This is a genomic window from Desulfobaculum bizertense DSM 18034, assembly GCF_900167065.1.
GTDB lineage: Bacteria > Desulfobacterota > Desulfovibrionia > Desulfovibrionales > Desulfovibrionaceae > Desulfobaculum > Desulfobaculum bizertense.
Genome location: NZ_FUYA01000004.1, coordinates 123036 through 143019, shown reverse-complemented (window position 1 = coordinate 143019; position 19984 = coordinate 123036). Strand labels below are relative to the sequence as shown.

General features: G+C 50.4%; 20 protein-coding genes and 2 riboswitches. Of the genes, 10 read left to right on the top strand and 10 right to left on the bottom strand.

From position 1 onward, the window contains the following. Positions 1-286: 286 nt before the first annotated feature. The 7 genes from B5D23_RS07320 to ileS all read right to left on the bottom strand — a co-directional run bounded on the left by B5D23_RS07320 (position 287) and on the right by ileS (position 6667). Positions 287-1036, bottom strand: a complete 750-nt coding sequence (locus tag B5D23_RS07320) for a protein phosphatase CheZ (RefSeq protein ID WP_078684761.1) — start codon at positions 1034-1036, stop codon at positions 287-289. 26 nt (positions 1037-1062) lie between these two features. After that, positions 1063-1578: a PilZ domain-containing protein gene (locus tag B5D23_RS07315; protein WP_078684760.1), complete on the bottom strand. Its 516-nt coding sequence runs from the start codon at positions 1576-1578 to the stop codon at positions 1063-1065. A 24-nt stretch (positions 1579-1602) separates the two neighbouring features. Next, positions 1603-2043: an NIL domain-containing protein gene (locus B5D23_RS07310; RefSeq protein WP_078684759.1), complete on the bottom strand. Its 441-nt coding sequence runs from the start codon at positions 2041-2043 to the stop codon at positions 1603-1605. Positions 2044-2091: 48 nt separating this feature from the next. Beyond that, positions 2092-3015: a tol-pal system protein YbgF gene (gene ybgF, locus B5D23_RS07305; protein WP_078684758.1), complete on the bottom strand. Its 924-nt coding sequence runs from the start codon at positions 3013-3015 to the stop codon at positions 2092-2094. Further along, entirely contained in the window at positions 3012-3242 is a 231-nt protein-coding gene (locus tag B5D23_RS15040; protein ID WP_078684757.1) for a PLDc N-terminal domain-containing protein, read from the bottom strand. Before B5D23_RS15040 ends, ybgF begins: the two co-directional genes overlap by 4 nt. 25 nt (positions 3243-3267) lie before the next feature. Then, the gene (gene lspA, locus B5D23_RS07295) at positions 3268-3753 is read right to left on the bottom strand and encodes a signal peptidase II (protein ID WP_078684756.1); all 486 of its coding nucleotides are present in this window, start codon (positions 3751-3753) and stop codon (positions 3268-3270) included. Between the two features lie 97 nt (positions 3754-3850). After that, complete coding sequence (gene ileS, locus B5D23_RS07290; RefSeq protein ID WP_078684755.1) at positions 3851-6667, bottom strand: isoleucine--tRNA ligase; 2817 nt, start codon at positions 6665-6667, stop codon at positions 3851-3853. 308 nt (positions 6668-6975) lie between these two features. Continuing rightward, positions 6976-7200: riboswitch (cobalamin riboswitch) on the top strand. 144 nt (positions 7201-7344) lie between these two features. Between ileS and B5D23_RS07280 the strand changes: the two genes are divergently transcribed. From B5D23_RS07280 to cobI, 5 genes are read left to right on the top strand one after another with little or no spacing between them, the layout of a single operon-like run. Beyond that, positions 7345-8241, top strand: a complete 897-nt coding sequence (locus B5D23_RS07280) for a sirohydrochlorin cobaltochelatase (protein WP_078684939.1) — start codon at positions 7345-7347, stop codon at positions 8239-8241. Between the two features lie 25 nt (positions 8242-8266). Next, entirely contained in the window at positions 8267-9346 is a 1080-nt protein-coding gene (locus B5D23_RS07275; protein WP_233814764.1) for a FecCD family ABC transporter permease, read from the top strand. Continuing rightward, a complete protein-coding gene (locus B5D23_RS07270; RefSeq protein ID WP_078684753.1) occupies positions 9343-10188 on the top strand; it encodes an ABC transporter ATP-binding protein in 846 nt (281 codons plus the stop codon). The genes B5D23_RS07275 and B5D23_RS07270 overlap by 4 nt, the downstream gene beginning before the upstream one ends. Next, positions 10136-11029 carry an ABC transporter substrate-binding protein gene (locus B5D23_RS07265; RefSeq protein ID WP_233814766.1) on the top strand — a complete coding sequence of 298 codons (894 nt, stop codon included), beginning with the start codon at positions 10136-10138 and terminating at the stop codon, positions 11027-11029. Before B5D23_RS07270 ends, B5D23_RS07265 begins: the two co-directional genes overlap by 53 nt. Next, positions 11026-11736, top strand: coding sequence for a precorrin-2 C(20)-methyltransferase (cobI, locus tag B5D23_RS07260; protein ID WP_078684752.1), 711 nt, complete (start codon positions 11026-11028; stop codon positions 11734-11736). Before B5D23_RS07265 ends, cobI begins: the two co-directional genes overlap by 4 nt. A 52-nt stretch (positions 11737-11788) precedes the next feature. Here the strand turns inward: cobI and B5D23_RS07255 are convergent, their stop codons facing one another. Then, positions 11789-11950 (bottom strand): rubredoxin, encoded by a 162-nt coding sequence (locus B5D23_RS07255; RefSeq protein ID WP_078684751.1) that lies wholly within the window; start codon positions 11948-11950, stop codon positions 11789-11791. A gap of 167 nt (positions 11951-12117) precedes the next feature. Between B5D23_RS07255 and B5D23_RS07250 the strand changes: the two genes are divergently transcribed. Continuing rightward, positions 12118-12561: an alanyl-tRNA editing protein gene (locus tag B5D23_RS07250; RefSeq protein ID WP_078684750.1), complete on the top strand. Its 444-nt coding sequence runs from the start codon at positions 12118-12120 to the stop codon at positions 12559-12561. 59 nt (positions 12562-12620) lie between these two features. Here the strand turns inward: B5D23_RS07250 and B5D23_RS07245 are convergent, their stop codons facing one another. Then, positions 12621-12986 (bottom strand): hypothetical protein, encoded by a 366-nt coding sequence (locus B5D23_RS07245; RefSeq protein ID WP_078684749.1) that lies wholly within the window; start codon positions 12984-12986, stop codon positions 12621-12623. Positions 12987-13695: 709 nt separating this feature from the next. Next, a riboswitch (FMN riboswitch) is annotated at positions 13696-13845 on the top strand. Positions 13846-13964: 119 nt separating this feature from the next. Here B5D23_RS07245 and ribB point away from each other — a divergent pair. Then, positions 13965-14621, top strand: coding sequence for a 3,4-dihydroxy-2-butanone-4-phosphate synthase (ribB, locus tag B5D23_RS07240; protein ID WP_078684748.1), 657 nt, complete (start codon positions 13965-13967; stop codon positions 14619-14621). 191 nt (positions 14622-14812) lie between these two features. Here the strand turns inward: ribB and greA are convergent, their stop codons facing one another. Then, a complete protein-coding gene (gene greA, locus B5D23_RS07235; RefSeq protein WP_078684747.1) occupies positions 14813-15295 on the bottom strand; it encodes a transcription elongation factor GreA in 483 nt (160 codons plus the stop codon). Between the two features lie 1130 nt (positions 15296-16425). Between greA and B5D23_RS07230 the strand changes: the two genes are divergently transcribed. The 3 genes from B5D23_RS07230 (at position 16426) to B5D23_RS14915 (ending at position 19961) form a co-directional block, all read left to right on the top strand. Further along, entirely contained in the window at positions 16426-16752 is a 327-nt protein-coding gene (locus B5D23_RS07230; RefSeq protein WP_078684746.1) for a DMT family transporter, read from the top strand. 366 nt (positions 16753-17118) lie between these two features. Beyond that, positions 17119-18786: a bifunctional lysophospholipid acyltransferase family protein/GNAT family N-acetyltransferase gene (locus B5D23_RS07225; protein WP_159445949.1), complete on the top strand. Its 1668-nt coding sequence runs from the start codon at positions 17119-17121 to the stop codon at positions 18784-18786. Between the two features lie 476 nt (positions 18787-19262). Beyond that, the gene (locus tag B5D23_RS14915) at positions 19263-19961 is read left to right on the top strand and encodes a hypothetical protein (protein ID WP_144012579.1); all 699 of its coding nucleotides are present in this window, start codon (positions 19263-19265) and stop codon (positions 19959-19961) included. Positions 19962-19984 lie beyond the last annotated feature (23 nt).

Genomic DNA, 19984 nt, shown 5'->3' with positions numbered 1-19984 from the left:
CTCTTTCCCGTGAGTTGCCACCATTTTCTTTCTGAACGCGGGCGTTCAGAAAGAAAGGGTTGGAGCGCAAAGAAAAAGAACACACGTCCAGTTAATTAGGCCGAAAAAAAGGGGACCGAAATGGAGAGGAGAGCTACGCTCTCATCACATTTCGGTCCCCTTTTATTTCGGGCGAAATCGGGATTCCCAAGGGCCTCGTCCTTGGGCGGGGTCAAGGGGCAGCGCCCCTTGCAGGGTTTGGGGCAGCGCCCCAATAAAACATCCCCCCCCAATAAAATCGAGCCTGTTACTCGAGTCCGAGTTGCTTCAGGAGGTCGTCGACATCATTCTGCGAGGTCCCGTTCTGAGGTCCTTTGAGCTTGGAGACTGTTTCCTGAGTCTCTTTTTCAAGCTGCTCGGTGTTGAGTTCTGGTTTCTCGTCGCGTTTTTTTACAATGAGTCCCGTGGAGATGTAGACATCTGTGACGACTTCTTCGATGCGCTTAAGTGCCGTGACGATGCGCTTGATGCGTTGCCCTGTGAGGTCCTGAAAGGAGAGGGCTGTCATAATTTCGATGAGGTCGGAGGTGTGGGCATCATTAAGCTCAATGAGCTTGTCCACATTGGTTTTGCTTGCGCCCCCGGAGCGGAAATCGCGAAGCAGTTCGCCGGATTTTGCAATCATTTCCTGATGCTTCTCGACGATATCCATAATGCGAACGGTAGCATCCTCGGTGGACTTTAATATTTCATCAAGCTGGTCAGAGGCTTCTGAGAGAAGTTCGTCAGTTTCGACGGGGTGGGTGCTTGTTGGGCAGTACGATTCCCGTTTTGCCTGCTTGATTTCGAGGTAAATTTGTTCAAGGCCGTGCCGCATGTCGTCGTTGACTTTGCGGAAAAATTCGCCGTCTTTGAGCTGATGAGCGAGGCTTTTGCTGAGGGCAGCGGTCACTTCTTTTTCAATTGTCTGGCGCAGTGTCATATCGAGGCCCTTTGCAACGCTCTGAGTGACCTGTTCTATGAGCGCGTCGAGCTGCTTATCAATCTGTGGTGTCATTGGGGGATTCCTCTTCTGGTGTGGGCTTAGTCTGTCCACTTCTGCTGTCGGATGCGTTCTCGTTCTTCCTTGAAGACAAAGCGGACAATAGCTTCTCTGTCATTCTGCCGAACTTTGGTAAAGTCGACATCACACACAGTCTGAGTGTCGCGAATACGGCGTTCTGAAACGACGCCAACAGCCGCAGCAACGTGAAGCGGGAACTGCCCGATCATGAGGGCGAATTCCAAAATATCACCGGGGTTGAATTCTTTATCTGGGCAGACAAAGGAGAGGCCGGAGCCAGAAAGCTCGACAATTTCGATAGAGGTTTCGAATTCGTTTTCGAGGTGTTCCTGTCCGATGAGTCCGAGCAGGGCGTCGAGCTTGGCGTTAATCATCTGGAGATACTCGACGAGTGCCTCCTGAAGGTTTGCAGAACTCAGGTCTGGGGTGTCATGCCCGACCTGATCGTGCTGCATGGGAAGACTGGAGGCCGAGTCAATATGACGGGCATAGCCTCGGATGCGGGTTTCGACGCGAGAAAATTCACTGTGCTCCATGGCTCGGCCTCCTTGGTAGAGTGGTTACATATCGCTTTCAGAAATCTGGATATTCATGGCATTGACCGGACAGACGCGGGTACATTTGCCACAGGCGGTACATTTTTCGGAATCAAAAAGACAGGTACGCTTTTCACGATCCATGTAGAGTGCATGGGTGGGGCACAGAGCCGTGCACACACCACAGTCGATGCAGAGGTCGTCATCGCGGGAAATTTTCTGTGCGATGGCCTGCACGGAAATGTCGTGCTCTTTGAGGTAATCGACACCCTTGTGATAATTCTCTTCGCTACCGGTCAGCTCCAGAATAAGTGAGCCTTCCTGACGGGAAGAGATGCTGGCCTGCAAAATGTTGAAGGTCAGGTCAAACAGCTTGGTCAGGTTACAGACAATAGGTTTACCAGAGCTTTCCGGGGGGAAAGAGAGGTGAACAATTTTTCTGTACGCTTTTACGACGTCTTGCATTGCGAATCCATAATTTTGTCTGAAATGCGAAAGTTTCAGAGAAGAAGGTTACTTTTTGAGGATTGCCTGTGCGCGTTTTGCTTCAGGTGTTTTCGGGAACTTGTTCACGACATCCTGCAAAAGCAGGCGTCCAGCCTTGACCCTACCAAGGCGCATGAAAGAAAGTCCCTGTTTAAAAAGGGCAGTGTGATATTTGCTGCTCTTTTTGTACTTGTCCAAGACGTCCTGATATTTCAAAACGGCGCGGGCATAATCCTTTTCCTGATAATAGCATTCACCCTGCCAGAAAAGAGCATTGGGGACGAGCTTGTGCTTGGGGAAGTTCTCGACGAACTCTTCCCACTGGCGCTGGCCCTGAGCGTATTTTCTTGCTTCAAAGGAGCTGCGGGCTGAATCGTACAGCGCCTTTGCCGGGTCGGATGCTTTTTTGACGTCTGGCACCGGAGTAGGTGCGGGAGCTGCAGAAGCTTTAGCTGTGGGAGTGTCCAGCTTGGCCGGTGTGTCCGGGTTGGGTTCGGAGTTCACTCGCTGCGTGGGCAGAGCCTGAGGCGTCAGCGATGAAGCGGGGCGCTGTGTTGCTTCACGTGCAAGACGTTTTTTCTTGATCTGGTCCAGATCAATATCAAGAGCCAGCTGGGAATTCATACGATGCCAGCCAGTTTTGATGTCGGCGACGTCGCCAGCAGTTGCCTGGTTTGCCTGAATCAGGGCCTGCTGCTTTTCGACGGTATTCCGCAGACTCTCGACTTCTCCCTGGAGAGTGGCAAGATCACGGCGCATGGACTGCATCTGTGACCAGGAGTCTGCCTGCTCCGAGTTGGTGCTCGAAACAGAGTTCATGTTCTGCTCGACTTTGTCGATGCGCAGTTTCTGCTGATAAACCCGGTTATCGAGAGTTCGAATATCATCAGGGTTTACACAGGCAGTCAGAGTCAAAATGCAGAGTAGTCCACAGGGGAGAATATGTTTCATGATTCGAGTCTCCGTCCTCGGTTTTTACCAAAAAGAAGATAAATAATCCCACCGATAAAGGGAATAAAAACAGCCACAGCGAGCCAGATCATTTTTTCCTGCTGTGAAGGAAACTGCCGCCAAAAGGCATGCCAGATGGCCCAGAAGCTAAGAAGAACAGCGATGAGTACAATGGCGCCAATGGTAGCAAGAAGTGCTGGTGAAAAGGAAGAAAGATCAACAAGCATGTGCGTCGGCTCCGTTTGGTGGTGATTAGTGCTGATGGCTTTTGGGGAAGATAACCCAGAAGAACAGGAGGAGGCCAACGCCTGCGCAGATGGCAATATCTGCAATATTGAACGCGGGCCAGTGCCAGTCCTTATAATATACGTCGAGGAAATCGACCACAAAGCCATACCGGATGCGGTCAGTGAGGTTGCCAAGCGCACCACCAAGGATGCAGCCAAGGGCACCAACAGACCAGCGGTCCGTGCATGTGTCTTTCAGAAGATAAAAAATTACGCCAATGGCGACAAGTGCCGTGCAAACAAAGAATGTTGTTTGCCAAGTAATGGAGTTGTCGTTCAGAAAACCAAAGGCTGCGCCTTTGTTGAGAACGTGGACGATATTGAAGAATCCGGGGATGACCTCAAATCCTCCCCATACCGGGATATTGTCGATAATCCAGAGTTTACTCACCTGGTCGGCAAAAAGCACGACAAGGGCGAGAAGGCTGGCTGCAACATAGCGGAATCGCATTACGTGATTGGCTCCTGTAAAAAAGGCCCAGGGCGGACGTTTCGCCGCACCTGGGCCTTAATGGCATATTCTGTAAGTCGTGGTGTTGGGCGAAGTATTATGCTTCGGTCTTCATCACGGCTGCGCAGCGGGGGCAGAGATCAGGATGTTCTGCATCGGTGCCCAGCTCTTCGCAGTACACCCAGCAACGCTGGCATTTTTCGCCTTTGGCCTGTGCAACACTAATTCGAAGGCCTTCAACCTCGGTACTGGTGTACGCATCTTCGGGAGCCTCGGCAAGCTTTGCCACATGAATCTGAGACACGATGCACAGTTCGCGCAGGTCGAGATCCGTGGTGTTGAGGATGTCGATGAGTTCCTCGTTAGCGTAAACAGTGATGGCTGTGTCGAGGCTGTGACCAACGACACCGTCCTTACGCTGAGGCTCAATGGCTTTCTGAATTTCAGAACGGATAGCAGTGATGGTATCCCACGTGTTCTTTTCTTCTTCGTCCATGAGGTAATCTTTGTCCATGGCAAAGCGCATGGCAAAGACAGTGGGAACATCGGGGCGGACAGCTTCGGGCAGGTGAGAGAAGGTCTCTTCTGCGGTGAAGGAGACAACCGGAGCGATGTCACTCAGGAACTGAAGCATGATCTGCCACAGGGCAGTCTGTGCGGAACGGCGCTCATGGCTGTTGGCAGCAGACACGTAGAGGCGGTCCTTTAGAATGTCGAGATAGAAAGCGGACAGCTCTGTGATGCACATGTTGTGCACGGTGTGGTAGACACGATGGAATTCAAAGTCGTCGTATGCTTTGCTGATCTGCTCGTGCATGTCGTTAATAAGCGTCATGGCGTAGCGGTCAACGGGCAGCATGTCGGCAGCCTTCACAGCATGCTGTGCAGGGTCGAAATCGTTGATGTTGCCGAGAATGAAGCGGATGGTGTTACGAATACGGCGGTATGCGTCAACAAGGCGCTTCAGAATGTCGTCGGAAACACGGACGTCTGCCTGGTAGTTCTCGGAAGAAACCCACATGCGCAGGATGTCTGCACCGTACTTGTCGATGATTTCCTGAGGAGCAACAACGTTGCCAACGGACTTGGACATTTTTTTGCCTTCGCCATCAACAACATAGCCGTGAGTCAGAACGGACTTGTACGGAGCCTTTCCACGGGTACCCATGGAAGCGAGCAGGGAGCTGTGGAACCATCCGCGGTGCTGGTCAGAACCTTCGAGGTACAGATCAGCCGGGAACACAGTTTCGTCACGCTGCTCAACAACGGCGCTAAAGCTTGTACCGGAGTCGAACCACACGTCGAGAATGTTGTTCTCTTTCTTCCAGTGCTGACCACCGCAGTGGGGGCACTTGAGATCAGAAGGAACAATCTCTTCAAGAGGAGCTTCGAACCAGTAGTCACAGCCAGTGGGGTGCTGAGCCATCTTTTCGGCCAGACCAAGAACCCATTCTTTGCTGAACCATGCTTCGCCGCAGTCTTCGCACAGAAGAGCGGTGATCGGCACGCCCCAGGTACGCTGGCGGGAGATGCACCAGTCAGGACGCATTTCCACCATGTTGTGGATGCGGCCGCGACCCCATGCAGGAATCCACTGAACATCTTCGTCGATAGCTTTCAGGGATTTCTTGCGCAGGGCGTTGTTTTCCATCGAGATGAACCACTGGGTGGTTGCACGATAGATGACAGGCTTTTTGCAGCGCCAGCAGTGCGGGTAGGAGTGGGAAATCTTCTGCTGAGCAAGGAGATTGCCAACTTCTTCCAGCTTTTCGATAACCTTGGGGTTGGCGTCGTCAACGGTCAGGCCACCAAAGAACTCAACGGTAGGCAGGAAACGGCCTTCGTCGTTGAGCGGGGAGTAAATTTCGAGACCATAGCGGTAACCGGTCATGTAGTCATCGGGACCGTGGCCGGGAGCTGTGTGAACGCAGCCTGTACCACTTTCCAGAGTGACGTAGTCAGCCAGAACCATGAGGGAATCGCGGTCATAGAAGCAATGGGTTGCCTTGAGGCCTTCAAACTCAGAGCCTTTGACAACAGCCAGCTTTTCATAGCTTTCCCAGCCAAATTTGGCTGCACAGTCTTCCAGAAGCTTGTCTGCGAGAATGTAGAACTCGTCATTTACCTTAACACAGGCGTAGTCGTAGTCCTTGTGCAGGGCGATTGCCATGTTTGACGGCAGGGTCCACGGTGTGGTGGTCCAGATGCAGACATAGGTCTTGGCAGGATCGACCGGCAAAAATTTGGTGACCTTTTCGTCACGAAGAGCAAAGCGAACAAAGATGGAGGGGGAGGTGTGCGGAGCGTATTCAACTTCTGCTTCTGCCAGCGCAGTTTTGCAGCTGTTGCACCAGTAGATGGGCTTTTTATTACGCACAACAGAACCTTCACCCATGAAGTTACCAAGCTCACGAGTTGTGGCAGCTTCATATTCGGGCTTCATGGTCAGGTAGGGATTATCCCACGTGCCAAGAACACCAAGGCGTTCAAATTCCTTGCTCTGGATCTTCTGCCATTTGGCAGCATAATCACGGCAGATTTTACGGATAGTCAGCGGAGGAAGATCGGTTTTACCCTTTTCTTTCAGCTCCTGGCCGACTTTGTATTCAATCGGAAGACCGTGGCAGTCCCAGCCGGGAACGTATTCGGCTTTGAGACCCTTCATGTTTTTGCTTTTGACGACAATATCCTTGAGCACCTTGTTCATAGCCGTTCCCAGGTGAATGTGAGCATTCGCGTAGGGAGGCCCATCGTGCAGGGTGTAGCGGTCATGGCCTTCATTAGCTTTCACCATGTCGCTATAAATATCGTTGTCCTGCCAGAACTTTAGGATTTTTGGCTCATTTTGCGTGAGGTTTGCCTTCATCGGAAACTTAGTCCGAGGCAGGTGCAAGGTTTTTTTGTAGTTACTCATGGATATATATGTCCTCCACGGAATTAAAATAGCAGGATAAAGAGCACAAAGGTAATCAAGTTCCCGTCGAAGTCAAGCAGCGACAGCGGTTCCCCGGTTCCTTGTGGTACCACTTCCAATGCGTAGGGGAGCTTTTTTACCGGAAAAAATCTCGGCTGTAAATTTTCTATGCAGAAAAAGCTTTTGTGAGAACATGATTTTAGCAAAAAAGCAGGCAAAATGAAGAGGGCGGAATTTGTGCCTGGTATCTATGAAAAAAAATGGTTTTGTCGGTTTTTTTAAAATGACAATCGCTGAAAATCCGCGTATATTCGCCATCCTCTGTGGGTCGTTCTCTTGCCAGAACGATAATAGGGAACCCGGTGAAAAACCGGGGCGGACTCGCCGCTGTAACTTCCTCGCCTATGTAAATAATGAAATGGGCACAGTGAAGGTTCAAAAAACCACTGCTGAATGCGTGCAATGCGCAGGCTGGCGGGAAGGATGAACCATTTGGAAGAAGCCAGAAGACCTACCCACGAGCGTGTGTTCGCCAGAAAGGACAACGAGGGCCTTTGTCCTCTCTGGGATACTCTGATGTTCAGGGTTGCCAGAGAACGCACACTGAAAAGCTCAGCTTTTCAGGCACTCCTTATTTCACGCAGATCGCCCGTCTGCAATTGTCGGAGTCTTCTCTTATGCGATTTTCTCCCCGTCGTAGCGCACGTTTTGTTGCGCTGAGCTTGTTTATTGTCCTGTGTTCTTTCTCCCTTGCTTTCGCTGGTCATGGAGAGACTAACGCCCAGAAGAAGGGGATTCTTCTGGTTGCATTTGGCACCAGCATCAAAGAAGCACAGAAATCTTTTGACAATATGGAAAAGCAGGTCAAAAAAGCCTGCCCGGGCATCCCAGTTCGTTGGGCATTTACCTCCAACATCATTCGCCACAAGCTGGACAAGCAGGGTCAGCACACCTCTTCTGTCCCCAGCGCTCTTGCAGGCATGCTGGATGAGGGCTTTACAGACATCGCTGTACAGTCCCTGCACACCATTCCCGGTGAAGAGTTCCACCTGAAGGTGCTTGATGTTGTGAACCGTTTCCGCGGTGGTCACGGTGGTTTCAACTCCATAGTCATCGGTCAGCCCATGATGGCAACACCTCACGACGTTGAGGCTGTTGTGGACGCAATTCAGACTGTCATTCCCAAGCAGCGCAAAGCAGATGAGGCTGTTGTGCTGATGGGTCACGGCACTCACCACCCCGGGAACATCTACTATCCCGGTCTTCAGTGGTACCTCTCCCAGAAGGATGCAAACATCATCGTGGGTACTGTCGAAGGAACTCCTTCCCTCGACTACGTTGTGTCTGAGCTGAAAAAGCGCGGCACCAAGACTGTGTGGCTTATGCCTCTGATGTCCGTTGCTGGCGACCACGCCCGTAACGACATGGCTGGAGCAGAGGACGACTCCTGGAAGTCCGTGCTCGAAGCAAACGGCATCAAAGTCAATGCAATTCTTAAGGGCACTGCTGAGTACGACGCCTTTGCCGCTCTGTGGGTAAAGCACGTCAAGGCCGCAGTTGCTGCTTTGAACTAGGAAAAACACGAGGGGGCTTTTTAGCGTGACTGCAACAGAACACATTCTTGCAAAAGAGCGAGCTATTCAGCGCAGGCGAACAGGAGCATTTCTTGTTTTGCTTGTCCTGTCGCTGTGTTCTCTTGTTGGTGGCTGCCTTTTTGGCCCCCTTGATATTCCTGTTTCCGAGGTCCTGCGTATCTTTGCGCACGGCCTCGGATTCTCTGTGGCAGGACCTGAAATTGAACCGTCACATTCGCTTGTCGTGCTGGATATTCGCCTTTCGCGAGTGTGTCTCGCCTGGATGGTTGGGGCATCTCTCGCCGCTGCCGGTGTGGTCTTTCAGGGAATTTTGCAGAACCTGCTTGCAGATCCTTTTACCATTGGCGTGTCAACAGGCGCTGCCTTTGGAGCCTCCCTTGCCATCTACGCTGGTCTTGCCGGTGTCGGGGCGTTTTGGGGAATGGGGCTTTTGCCTCTTGCTGCGATGCTCGGAGCACTTGTTGCTCTTGCCGCAGTTATTTATCTGGGCCGTGTTGGGGGGCAGCTTCGGAAAGAAACTGTTGTCCTCGCCGGTATTGTTGTCGCGACTTTCCTTTCGGCTCTGATCGCTCTTCTCAAGAGTCTTGATGAAGAATCCATGTCCAGTATTGTCTTTTGGGTCATGGGAAGCTTTCAGGGACGCAGCTGGTCTCATGTCCAGTTCGCGTTGCCATACATCATCGTCGGTGCTGTTTTTATGGTTGCTTACGCCCGGGAAATGGATGTCCTCTCTATGGGAGATATTCAGGCCCGGATGCTCGGAGTCGACACGGAAAGGACTCGACTGATTCTTCTTGTCGCCGCAAGCCTTGTGACCGGAGCCGCTGTAAGCGTTTCTGGCGTCATTGGTTTTGTTGGCCTTGTTATTCCTCATCTGGTTCGCCTGCGTCTTGGCGGAGAGCATCGCCCCTTGCTGTTGTTCTCGGTCTTGCTGGGCGGCATTTCTCTGCTGTGGTCAGATGTCCTTGCCCGGTCCATTCTGTCTGATGGACAGGAATTGCCTGTTGGTGTGATTACCGCACTTATGGGCGGGCCGTTTTTTTGTCTGCTTTTGCGGCGAAGGACCCGGGAGGTGGAAATATGATTCAGGTTCAGAATCTGAGCGTTGGCTATGGCCGACGGCGAGTTTTGTCGGACGTGAGCCTGAGTGTCAAACCCGGTCGAATGACGGGTTTGCTTGGCCCAAACGGAAGCGGAAAAACGACGCTAATGGGTGCAATGGGCGGTGTCCTTCCCGTGCGCTCTGGCTCTGTTCAGCTTTTGGATGAAGACGGCACAACTCGCGATTTTTTGAGCATGGATGCCCGCCAGCGGGCACAGGTCCTCTCCTTTATTCCGCAGAAAGTGCAGACCAGCTTTCCGTTACGCTGCTCAACCATTGTAATGATGGGCCGCTACCCGCATCTGTCTTCTTTTGCCAACTATAGCGAAGATGACATTATTGGTGCGCGGCAGGCAATGGAGCGGGCTGGCATTGCCCATTTGTGGGACCGTTCTGTTGATGCCATTTCTGGTGGTGAATTGCAGCGTGTTCTTTTTGCGCGTGCTCTTGCTCAGAAAACAAACATTATGTTTTTGGACGAGCCTTCTGCCAGTTTGGACATGGCCGGAACGGTGAACATGTTCGACATGCTTCGGGAAATTGCTGACGATGGCGGGCTGGTTTTTGTCACTGTCCATGACCTGAACCTTGCCGCGCTTTACTGTGATGAGCTGATTTTTTTGAAGCATGGTGAAATTGTTGGAAATGGAAGAACAGAAGATGTCTTTACAGAAGAACGGCTTTCAGAAATTTACGAAACGCCCATCAGGGTTCAGCCGCATGCACTGGGGAAGGTCCCTCAGGCTCAGGCTGTGCCTCGGGCTTTTCGCAATGATGCTCTTTTTTCCGGGGCTAGCAAGCTCACAAAGCGTTGCGCAGGGTGAGCCTCGGGAAATCGTAGACGGGCTTGGTCGTACAGTTCGGGTGGAGCATGCAGCGCAGAGAGTTATTGCACTGTATGGGGGCTTTAATGAAATTCTTGATGCGATGGGAATTGCGCAGCGCATTATCGCACGCACAAGTAATGAGACCTTTCCACCGTGTATTTTGAACAAGCCTGGGATTGGGACACACATGCGTCCTAATCTGGAGCTGATTACAGGTCTTGCTCCTGATCTTGTTTTGCAGCTTGCCGGTCGCAAAACAGCCGCTGATACGGTTCGACAGCTTGAAGAACGGGGAATACACGTTGCCGCGTTTCATCCCTCATCCTTTGAAGAGCTGTTTGACGCTATTCAGAAAATCGGTGTGCTGACAGGAGAAGAGGCCGCAGCTTCCCGCTTGGTGGCGGAAATGGATGGACGTTTGAGTGCCGTTAAATCCCAGCTGGGAACTGTGCCGCATCGTCCATCTGTGTTTTTTGAAATTCGGTCTCCCAATCTGCTTTGTGCAGGGCAGGGGGGCATCGTGAACGATGTGATTAACCGGGCTGGTGGCAGAAACTGTGTCCAGTCCGAAAGAAAAATTGTTCGCATGGGAGAGGAAGCTCTCGTAGGACTGAATCCAGAGGTGTACGTCGTGCAGCGTGGACCAATGAATACGCGGCCGCAGCCTCTGGAGGAAAGATCGTTATACAGAACGCTTCGTGCGGTACAGGACGGTCGGGTGCTGTTCGTGGATGAACGGCTGTTTTCCAGACCTGGTCCCCGTCTGGTCGAAGCCGTTGAGCAGTTGGCACGCTTCCTCTACCCAGAGAAAATGCGAAAGAATAGGATAAAAGAGTGAACTACGGAACTTTGTACGGTATTGGTGTTGGACCCGGCGATCCGGAGCTGTTGACCCTCAAGGCTGTAAGAGTGCTTGGTGATGTTGATCGGATTTTTGCCGCAGCATCCAGCAAAAACACCTACTCCGTTTCTTATGATATTGTTCGTCCTCACCTGAAGGACGATGTTGTCGTCGAGACGCTGTCTTTCCCCATGACCAAGGACAAGGACACGCTGGCTGACGCATGGACAAAAAATGCAGAGCAGGTCCTCGCAGCGATGAAGCGTGGTGAGAATGTTGCATTTTTGACCCTTGGCGATCCTCTGACCTACAGCACCTTTGGCTACCTGCTCAAGACGTTGCGCAAGCTCAATTCTGATGTGCCTGTGGAAATCATTCCCGGCATTACGTCGTACAACGCTGCCGCAGCTGCTTCTGAGACCATTCTCGTCGAAGCAGAGGAGAGCCTGACTGTTGTTTCTGGTGCTCTTGGTGGTGACCGTGTACGTCGTGCCGCACATAATTCTGATACTCTGGTTGTGCTGAAGGCGTACAGGCACTTCGGCGATATTACCAAGGCTCTCGAAGAAGAGAACATGTTGAAGAATGCTGTGCTGGTAAGCCGGTGTAGCATGGAAGGCGAGCAGGTTGTTCGTGACCTCACGCCTGAGATGGCTCCGAAATATTTTTCTTTGGTTCTCAGCCCCGGCCGGGAAAACGCATAAGCGACCACAGAAAACAGGAAGCCCCAGCATCTGCTGGGGCTTTTTTTATGGACTAGACTTTTTCGAAGTATTCTTTTTCCGCTCCGCACAGGGGGCATACCCATGTGCCAGGAACTTTTTCCCACGGAGTCCCAGGCTCTACGCCGTTTTCCGGGTCGCCTTCTTCAGGATCGTATACGTAGCCACAGGGGCATTCCCATTTTTCGTCAGCCATATTGATTCCTCCATAAAAATGGTTTTGGAGACCGTTAAGCGTGAATGAAAAACACAAGGAAATATATCATACCCTTGTGAAAGAAATAAAGCGAAAAGCAACGCCACTTTGTCCCTTTACGCTCTGGCAGGAGATGAGTATCCTGACTGGCCGAAAAAGGAGATGAAATGAGTAAAGATTATGCCCCGCGCATGCATTCTGCTGAGCATGTGCTGAATCGGACTATGGTCAACATGTTTGGATGTGAGAGATCTTTTAGCGCGCACATCAACAAGAAAAAATCAAAGTGTGACTATCATTTTGACAGAGATCTGACAGAAGCAGAAGTTCAGGAGCTTCAGGAGCGCATCAATACGGCGATTTCTTCTAGGCTTTCTGTTCACATGGAAATGATGCCTCGTGCTCAGGCGCAGGAAGAGTTTAATCTGGCGCGTCTTCCTGAAAGCGCTGGCGAAGAGTTGCGCATTGTGCACATTGGCGATTATGACGCCTGCCCCTGCATTGGGGAGCATGTGGACAATACAGCAGAAATTGGCGCCTTTACGCTTTCATCACACAGTTATGAGGACGGTGTCTTGCGCCTTCGGTACAAACTCGCTTCCCCAGAATAAAAAAGCCCCGGTCCCGTCCGGGGCTTTCTCTTCATGTACGGACAGTGTGGCGTATGGCGTTATCCTCCTACGAATCCAGCACTCAGCTGTTCCAGAAGTTTGGTGTAATGGCCGCGAAGTTCGCCAAATTTTTTGCCAACGTCAGACTCAACGTCACTGATGCTCGTCGGGCATTCAACCAGCATCTTGTCTTTTTGCATCTCAATTTCGCGGACAATTGATTTGATCAGATTCAGGCTGTCCTGAAGATCATTATGTCCTTCCGCCTGCGCAAAGGCATCAAACAGCCGCGCTTTCCATGCATTAAGCTCCATTTCCATACCTTTGCAGTATGTCTTGATGCCTTCCTCACGTTGTTCCTGCGTGGTGCAGCTCTCAACAAGCCCGCAGTTCGGGCATGGCCCTGGGTAATCCATGTTTGCCATTTGCGTTCTCCTCGTTGCTGTTCTTCTCGTTTTATTACGGAGAAAGTTGACACTGCATTAAACCTAGCATTCCCCACCTCTTGCGTAAAGAAGCTTTTGCGTTTTTATGGGGAACTCTTTTCTTTGGGGAATATAAAGCCGAGGTGGGCGTGGGGGGGATTGGGTGGGGGTACGAGACTCTGTCTCGTGCTCTGCTAGGGGCGCAAGGGTGGGCGGGGACTCTGTCCCCACACCTCTGCAAGGGGCGCTGCCCCTTGACCCCGCCCAAGGACGAGGCCCTTGGGAATCCCGCTTTCGCCCGAAATAAAAGGGGTCGGATGAGTGAAAGCCTTTGGCTTTCCCCTTCATCCGGCCCCTTTTTTCGGCCTAGTGGCGTTTCCCTAGCGCGTGTTCTTCTGCCTTTTTCTGCCGCACTTATTTTCTTTCTGAACGCTCGCGTTCAGAAAGAAAATGGAGGCAACTCGCAGAAGAGGACGAATTTCTTATCGCATTCTCACCCAAGTTTGAATTTCATTCACGCGAAGCGTGGATGGAATTCAAACTCGATGAGGATACGTAAGGGAATCATTCCCTTGCGCGGGGTCCGGGGCTGGCCCCGGTTCATTCTTCGCGTGGGTTTGGGACGGAGTCCCAATAACGGTTCAGTTTTTATGAAAAAAGAGGGGAATAGTCATTGACAAGGCGGGGAAGGGGGCGCATGGTTTGGTCATCTTATTCTCAGGGCGGGGTGGAAATCCCCACCGGCGGTAGCCTGACAAAGCATCAGGAAGCCCGCGAGCGCGTTCTCATTGGGAGACACGTTGCAGATCTGGTCGAAATCCAGAGCCGACGGTAATAGTCCGGATAAAAGAGAGTAAGACAGTCCAGCTTTCCGCCTTTTCGAGTTATCTTGAAGAACGAGGCCAGCGCCAAGAGGTGCTGTGCTGCTGCCTGTCTCAACGCCCTGATTCTGGTATCTACTTATAGAAGGATATTACCATGAATCAGAATTCTTCCATGCTGTTAGGTTCTCCGATTGAACGTATTGAGATTGCCCTTGAAGCTCTTCGTGAGGGTCGTGGTGTTCTGGTCACTGATGACGAGAACCGCGAGAACGAGGGTGACATGATTTTTTCTGCTGCTTCGCTGACGGAGGAGCAGATGGCGCTTTTGATTCGCGAGGGAAGTGGCATTGTCTGCCTGTGTCTGCCAGAAGATCGAGTCGAGGCTCTGGGCCTTCCGATGATGGTGGAGCACAATAGCAGCGCATACCAGACTGCGTTTACAATTTCGATTGAAGCTGCAGAGGGTGTCACGACTGGTGTTTCTGCTGCGGACAGAGTGCGAACGATTCAGGCTGCAATTGCTGAGGGCGCAGGCCCGGAGGCTCTGCATAGTCCTGGTCATGTGTTCCCACTTCGTGCGCGCAAGGGCGGCGTTTTGGAACGTGGCGGACACACAGAGTCTGCTGTTGACCTTATGATGCTCGCAGGTCTGGACAATCCGTGTGGTGTGCTGTGTGAGGTGACCAAGCCTGACGGCACGATGGCACGGCTGAAAGACATTATTGAATTTGGGAAAGAGCGAAACATGCCTGTTTTGACGGTTGAAGACATTGTGACGTACCGTACAGCACAGCAGCGTAAGGCGTGCTAGGGGAGTAACGTCACTGTTTCGCTTTTTTATGGCATAGTGAGGCCCGGTCTGTGAAAACAGGCTGGGCCTTTATTTTGTGCGGCAGAAAAAAGAACCACCTGTGCCGGTAAGGAGCAGGTGGTATAATTTTGTGGAAAAACCGAGCGGCTAAAAAAAAGACCCGGCGAAAAACGCGGGTCTTTTATTGTGCATTAGTCTGCGGTGCTGGGAAAGGTCACGGAAACGATTTCGTATTCAATACGTCCTCTGGGGGCGTTTACAACGACTTCGTCGCCTTCTTCTTTGCCGAGCAAAGCTTTTGCGACAGGAGAAAGGATAGAAATAATGCCTTTTTCCGTGTCTGTTTCATCGGGACCGAGAAGGGTGTACTTCTTTACATCACCGGTATCGATGTCTTCAATTTCGACAGTTGCGCCAAAGGTAACGCGGTCACCGTCGAGGGTGTTGAGATCGATAACATTAAACTGCGGGATGCGGGACTCGAGGTAGTTAATTTTAGCTTCGAGCATGCCCTGGCGCTCACGAGCGGCGTCGTAGCCAGCATTCTCGCGCAGATCGCCTTCTTCTCGGGCTTTTGCGATAGCTTCAATAATTTCGGGCCGTTCGGCCTTCATTTCCTCAAGATCTTTCTTTACTCTTTCGAGTCCTTCTTTTGAAATGGGAATGCTGCTCATTGTTTTTCCTTACATTCTCAAGAGATCAGTGTCATACGCGATCATGACCTTATTTTTTCTGCAAAAGATAGTGGCTAATCTATACAAAAAAAATGGTCAAGGCCATGAGTGCGACTAAGCAGGGTGCTCACAGAAAAAAGAAAGAGAACATGCCGCGACGCATATTCCCTAATAAAATCAGGTAATTATTATGAGTCCGAAATGCCTAGTCGTTGCTCCAAGTGTCAAAAAAAAACCCTTGCCTGCGCAGGGAGCGAGGCAATGGGAAAATATGTCTTTCTGTGCTGAACATTCGTGTTCGTAGAAGACAAGATAACAGAAATTTTTCATGTGTGCCAGCAGAACAGAGTTGAAAAAAAAGGATTAACAAAATTGAAGATTTAATTGCTGGACACTGAAAAAAAGAAAAGCCCCGTAGGCAGGAAAAGGAATAAGCAAGATTTTAAATAGTTAAGCTGATTATGCGGTTGGTTAAGCAATAAAAGATTTAAAAGTGGAAATAAGCGAAAAATAAATAGCGAAGTTCCACTAGAAGGGGTTTGGTATAAGCAAGAATTTGATATGCGTAGAGGTTCAATAAGCTTTATGGAAAAATTCCCCTGTGTAATGAATTTAAACGCTTGTGCGGTGTCTACGTAAAGGGAGTTGTGTAAAACGCTTTTAAAATGGAAATATGGGTGTCGATTTTTCGCTTAGCAGGGTCAGGAGAACAAAAGAAGCTGTATGTGCGTAGAAATTATGGTTTGGGATTTTTTCTGTTCGTGATTCTGAATGATTATACAAGAATGCCGTAATTGTCGCCCAATGCTCATGATTAGGCTGAAATTCCAATATATTATTCGTGAAGAGAAGGTGAAAATGGGGTCAAACTCCTTGTGCTCTCAATAACAAGTAATGCATTGTAATGGTTAGCGTTTATTATTCTAAAGTGCTTGCAAAAGATAAAAAAGAGATGTAGCCCCAGTCTGGATTTTTTGTCGATTTACGGAGTATATCGGCTAAAAACGTGGATCAGTTCGTTTTTTAGCTGATACTTTGAAGAGGCCCTGGGGGCAGGATTACACCTCCAGAGTGGAGAGAGAAGCGGCTGGCGTGAAAAAATACGCCATTTCCGCAGAAAAGGAGTTGTAATGGGCTACGTATATTTGGCTTTTGCCATTTGCTCTGAAATTATTGGTACCAGCGCCTTGAATATGTCGAAGCAGTTTTCAAAGCTTGGACCAAGTGTTTTGGTCATTATCTGCTATGCGTTGTCATTTTATTTGTTGTCTCACGTCCTTAAGACGGTTCCGATCGGTATTGCCTACGCTATTTGGTCTGGCGTTGGCATTGCTGCAATCTCCCTGATTGGTGTGGTCTTTTTCAAGCAGCACCTTGATTTTGCTGGTATGCTGGGGATCGGTTGCATTATCGTCGGTGTGGTAATCCTTAACGGGTTTTCAAACGCTGGGCATTAATTACATTTTTATAGATTAGGGCCGGAATTTGAGATTTTTTCTCTGATTCCGGCCCTTTTTTTATGTTGTAGTCTGCTTCTGGCCTAAAATGTCATAAAACTGGCATTTCCTCTTCCTTCTTGCGTCACAGCTGCGCGGTATTCACTGCATATCGAATGAGCAAAAAATTAGGAAAAGTGGTATGCTTTTCTCTAGTCTAATGACATTTGGAGGACTTTTATGCAGCAAGCCGGAAGGTCGCCTTTTCAACTTGATCTCCCAATCAAGCCCCCATTCAAGAAAATGGTTCAGGCTCCAATTGAGAAAGTTTTTTGTTTGTCCACGTTTGATTCTATGTATTCGCAAATTCGAGGTGATATAGATTTTTTGCAAAATGTTTTAGATCTCTTGGGTGTCTCTGTAGACGTCGCAGAAAAGGATTTGGAAAATATACCAGAGAAGGGCGCTGCCGTTGTCGTGGCCAACCATCCATATGGTGGCATTGAAGGCGTGATTCTTCTGCACGTTTTGCGTCAGGTCCGCCCTGACGTCAAAGTGCTTGCAAATCATCTTCTTGGACAAATTCCAGAGATGCGTGAGTATATTATTGAGGTCGATCCTTTTGAGGGCAAAGGCTCTGCCCAGAAGAATATTCAGGGCCTCAAACGGGCTTTGCGCTGGATTCGGCAGGGCGGCCTTCTCGTGATTTTCCCCGCAGGTGAAGTCTCATCTATTCAGCTCCATAAGGCTGTTGTCACGGACCCCAAGTGGAGTTCGACGGCAGGAAGAATTATTCGTATTGCAAAAGCTCCCGTCATTCCTGCACATTTCCCAGGGCACAATGGTCCTCTTTTCCACATGTTGGGGCTGATTCATCCCATTTTGCGCACGATGCTTTTGCCCAGAGAGTTTTTAAATAAACAGAAGAAGTCAATTGAACTTCGTTTTGGCAAGCCTGTCTCGGCCAGAAAAATATCTTCGGCCCGCGACGATGATTCTCTCACAAGCCTTTTGCGATTACGGACGTATTTGCTTGAGAAGCGGAGGCACTTGTCTCAGCTGGCAGCATCCAAACCCTTGCCTGCCACGCTTCAGAATCCCAAGCCAATTGGAGAAGCGTTTTCCCCAGAAGCCCTGGAGCGTGAAATAGAGAGTCTGGATTCTCGAAACGTGCTTGTGGAGCAGGGGGAGTATCGTGTGGTTTGTTTTGAGGGACGTGAATTACCTTCGGTTCTCCTTGAGCTTGGTCGGCTTCGGGAAGTTAGTTTTCGCGAAGTTGGAGAAGGAACAGGTGAACCTCGCGATCTTGATTCTTTTGACGAGTATTATCAGCACCTTGTTCTCTGGAATGTCAAAAGCAAAGAAATCGTTGGTGCCTACCGCATTGGCTGTGCTGATCGCATAGCTGAAAGCAGGGGGCTAAGAGGTCTTTACACGTCAACCCTGTTCAAATTTTCCAAAGATTTTCTCTCCCAGCTCGGGCCTTCCCTAGAGTTAGGGCGAGCCTTTGTTTCTAGCGCCTACCGCAAGAGTTACAATCCGTTGATGCTGCTTTGGAAAGGAATTGCCGCTTTTGTTTATCGGGAGGGGCGCTACCGGGTTCTTTTTGGTCCTGTCTCTATTTCCAACGACTATCAGCCCTTCTCACGTAAAATGATTATGAAGGTGCTCAAGGCTCATCACTCTACGCAAAAATGTCTTACAAAGGCAGCTCGGCCGCTTTCTCCGCCGCGTATACGCTCCCGAGTTCCCGGAGGGTTTAAAATGGGCAGTGTCGCGGCCCTGTGCCCTTCAGTGGATGATTTGAATACGGCTATTTCGGATATTGAGTCGGATGGGAAAGGTATTCCTGTTCTTCTTCGGCAGTATCTTAAACTTGGCGGGACTGTGTTGACCTTTAATCTGGACCGCGACTTTGGAGACGCTATTGATGGCCTGATGGTGGTCGATTTGGCGAAAACTCCGCAAAAAACGCTGAGTCGGTACATGGGCAAGGCAAAGGCTGAAGAGTTTTATCAGCGCCACAGGCAAGGTATTCGTGAGCAGGGAGTGTAGGGGGGAGACGAGACTCTGTCTCGTGCTCTGCAAGGGGCGCTGCCCCTTGACCCCGCCCAAGGACGAGGCCCTTGGGAATCCCGCTTTCGCCCGAAATAAAAGGGGCCGGATGAGTGAAAGCCTTTGGCTTTCCCCTTCATCCGGCCCCTTTTTTTCGGCCTAATTAACTGGGCGTGTGTTCTTTTCTTTGCGCTCTAGTCCTTTCTTTCTGAACGCAAGCGTTCAGAAAGAAAAGGGAGGCAACTCGCAGAAGAGAAAGAGTTTTTGCGCCATTCTCACCCGAGTTTGAATTCCCTTCACGCGAAGCGTGGAGGGAATTCAAACTCGTTGAGGATACGTAAGGGAATCATTCCCTTACGCAGGGTCTGGGGCTGGCCCCAGTCCAATATTTGTTCTTGTGAAAAATATGCACAAGCGTTAGGTTTTCATTCCTCTACACGTGACGACTGGGATAGGAGCAAGCTCAAGGGGGAAATTTGATAGACATTGAATCCTTACGCCTTGCGCTGACGGTATCGACGACGGTAACGGCGTTTGCCGTGCTGTGGCTTCACCGGAGTCGATTTGCAGTCCGGGGCACCCGCGAGTGGGCGACGAGTTACGCGCTTTTACTGGCGGGACTTGTATTTCGTGCGCTCAGGTCAGAAATTCCAACTGGTGTAAGTAGTGTTTTTTCTTACACCGCAACGTTTGGTGGATACGTGTGGCTTTTATTGGGCGTTCGGCGCTTTTTGGGTGAACAAAAAGCAGGAGGAGGCTGGACGCGAGAGGGAATGGCGAGTTTGGCAGCGGCATTCCTTGTGTTTGGTGGAGTCTTTGAGCTTCTTGGAGAAGGGCGGATGAGCCAGCTCGTTCCGGCCTGTGCGTACATCGTACTTAGCCTCTATACGGGCTATGTGCTTCTGCGCTCTCAAAAAGATGCTTTGGTTCAGGAAGCCCTTGGACGCGCTTTTCTCGTGAATGGCTGCATGATTGCGGCCTGTGAATTAGAGCAGTTCTGGGGATTTACTCAGCCTTTGGCTCCAGAATTGATGCAGTATGCTTCTGAAATTTTTGTTTTTTGGCAGCTGCTGTTTAGCCTTTTGGTTGCTTTTGCTTTGATGCTCATGGTGGGAGAGCACTTGCATCAGCAGCTCATTTTGCAACGAAGCAAAGAACAGAAAAAAAGCCCCTGATCGCTCAGGGGCTTCGTTTTTCC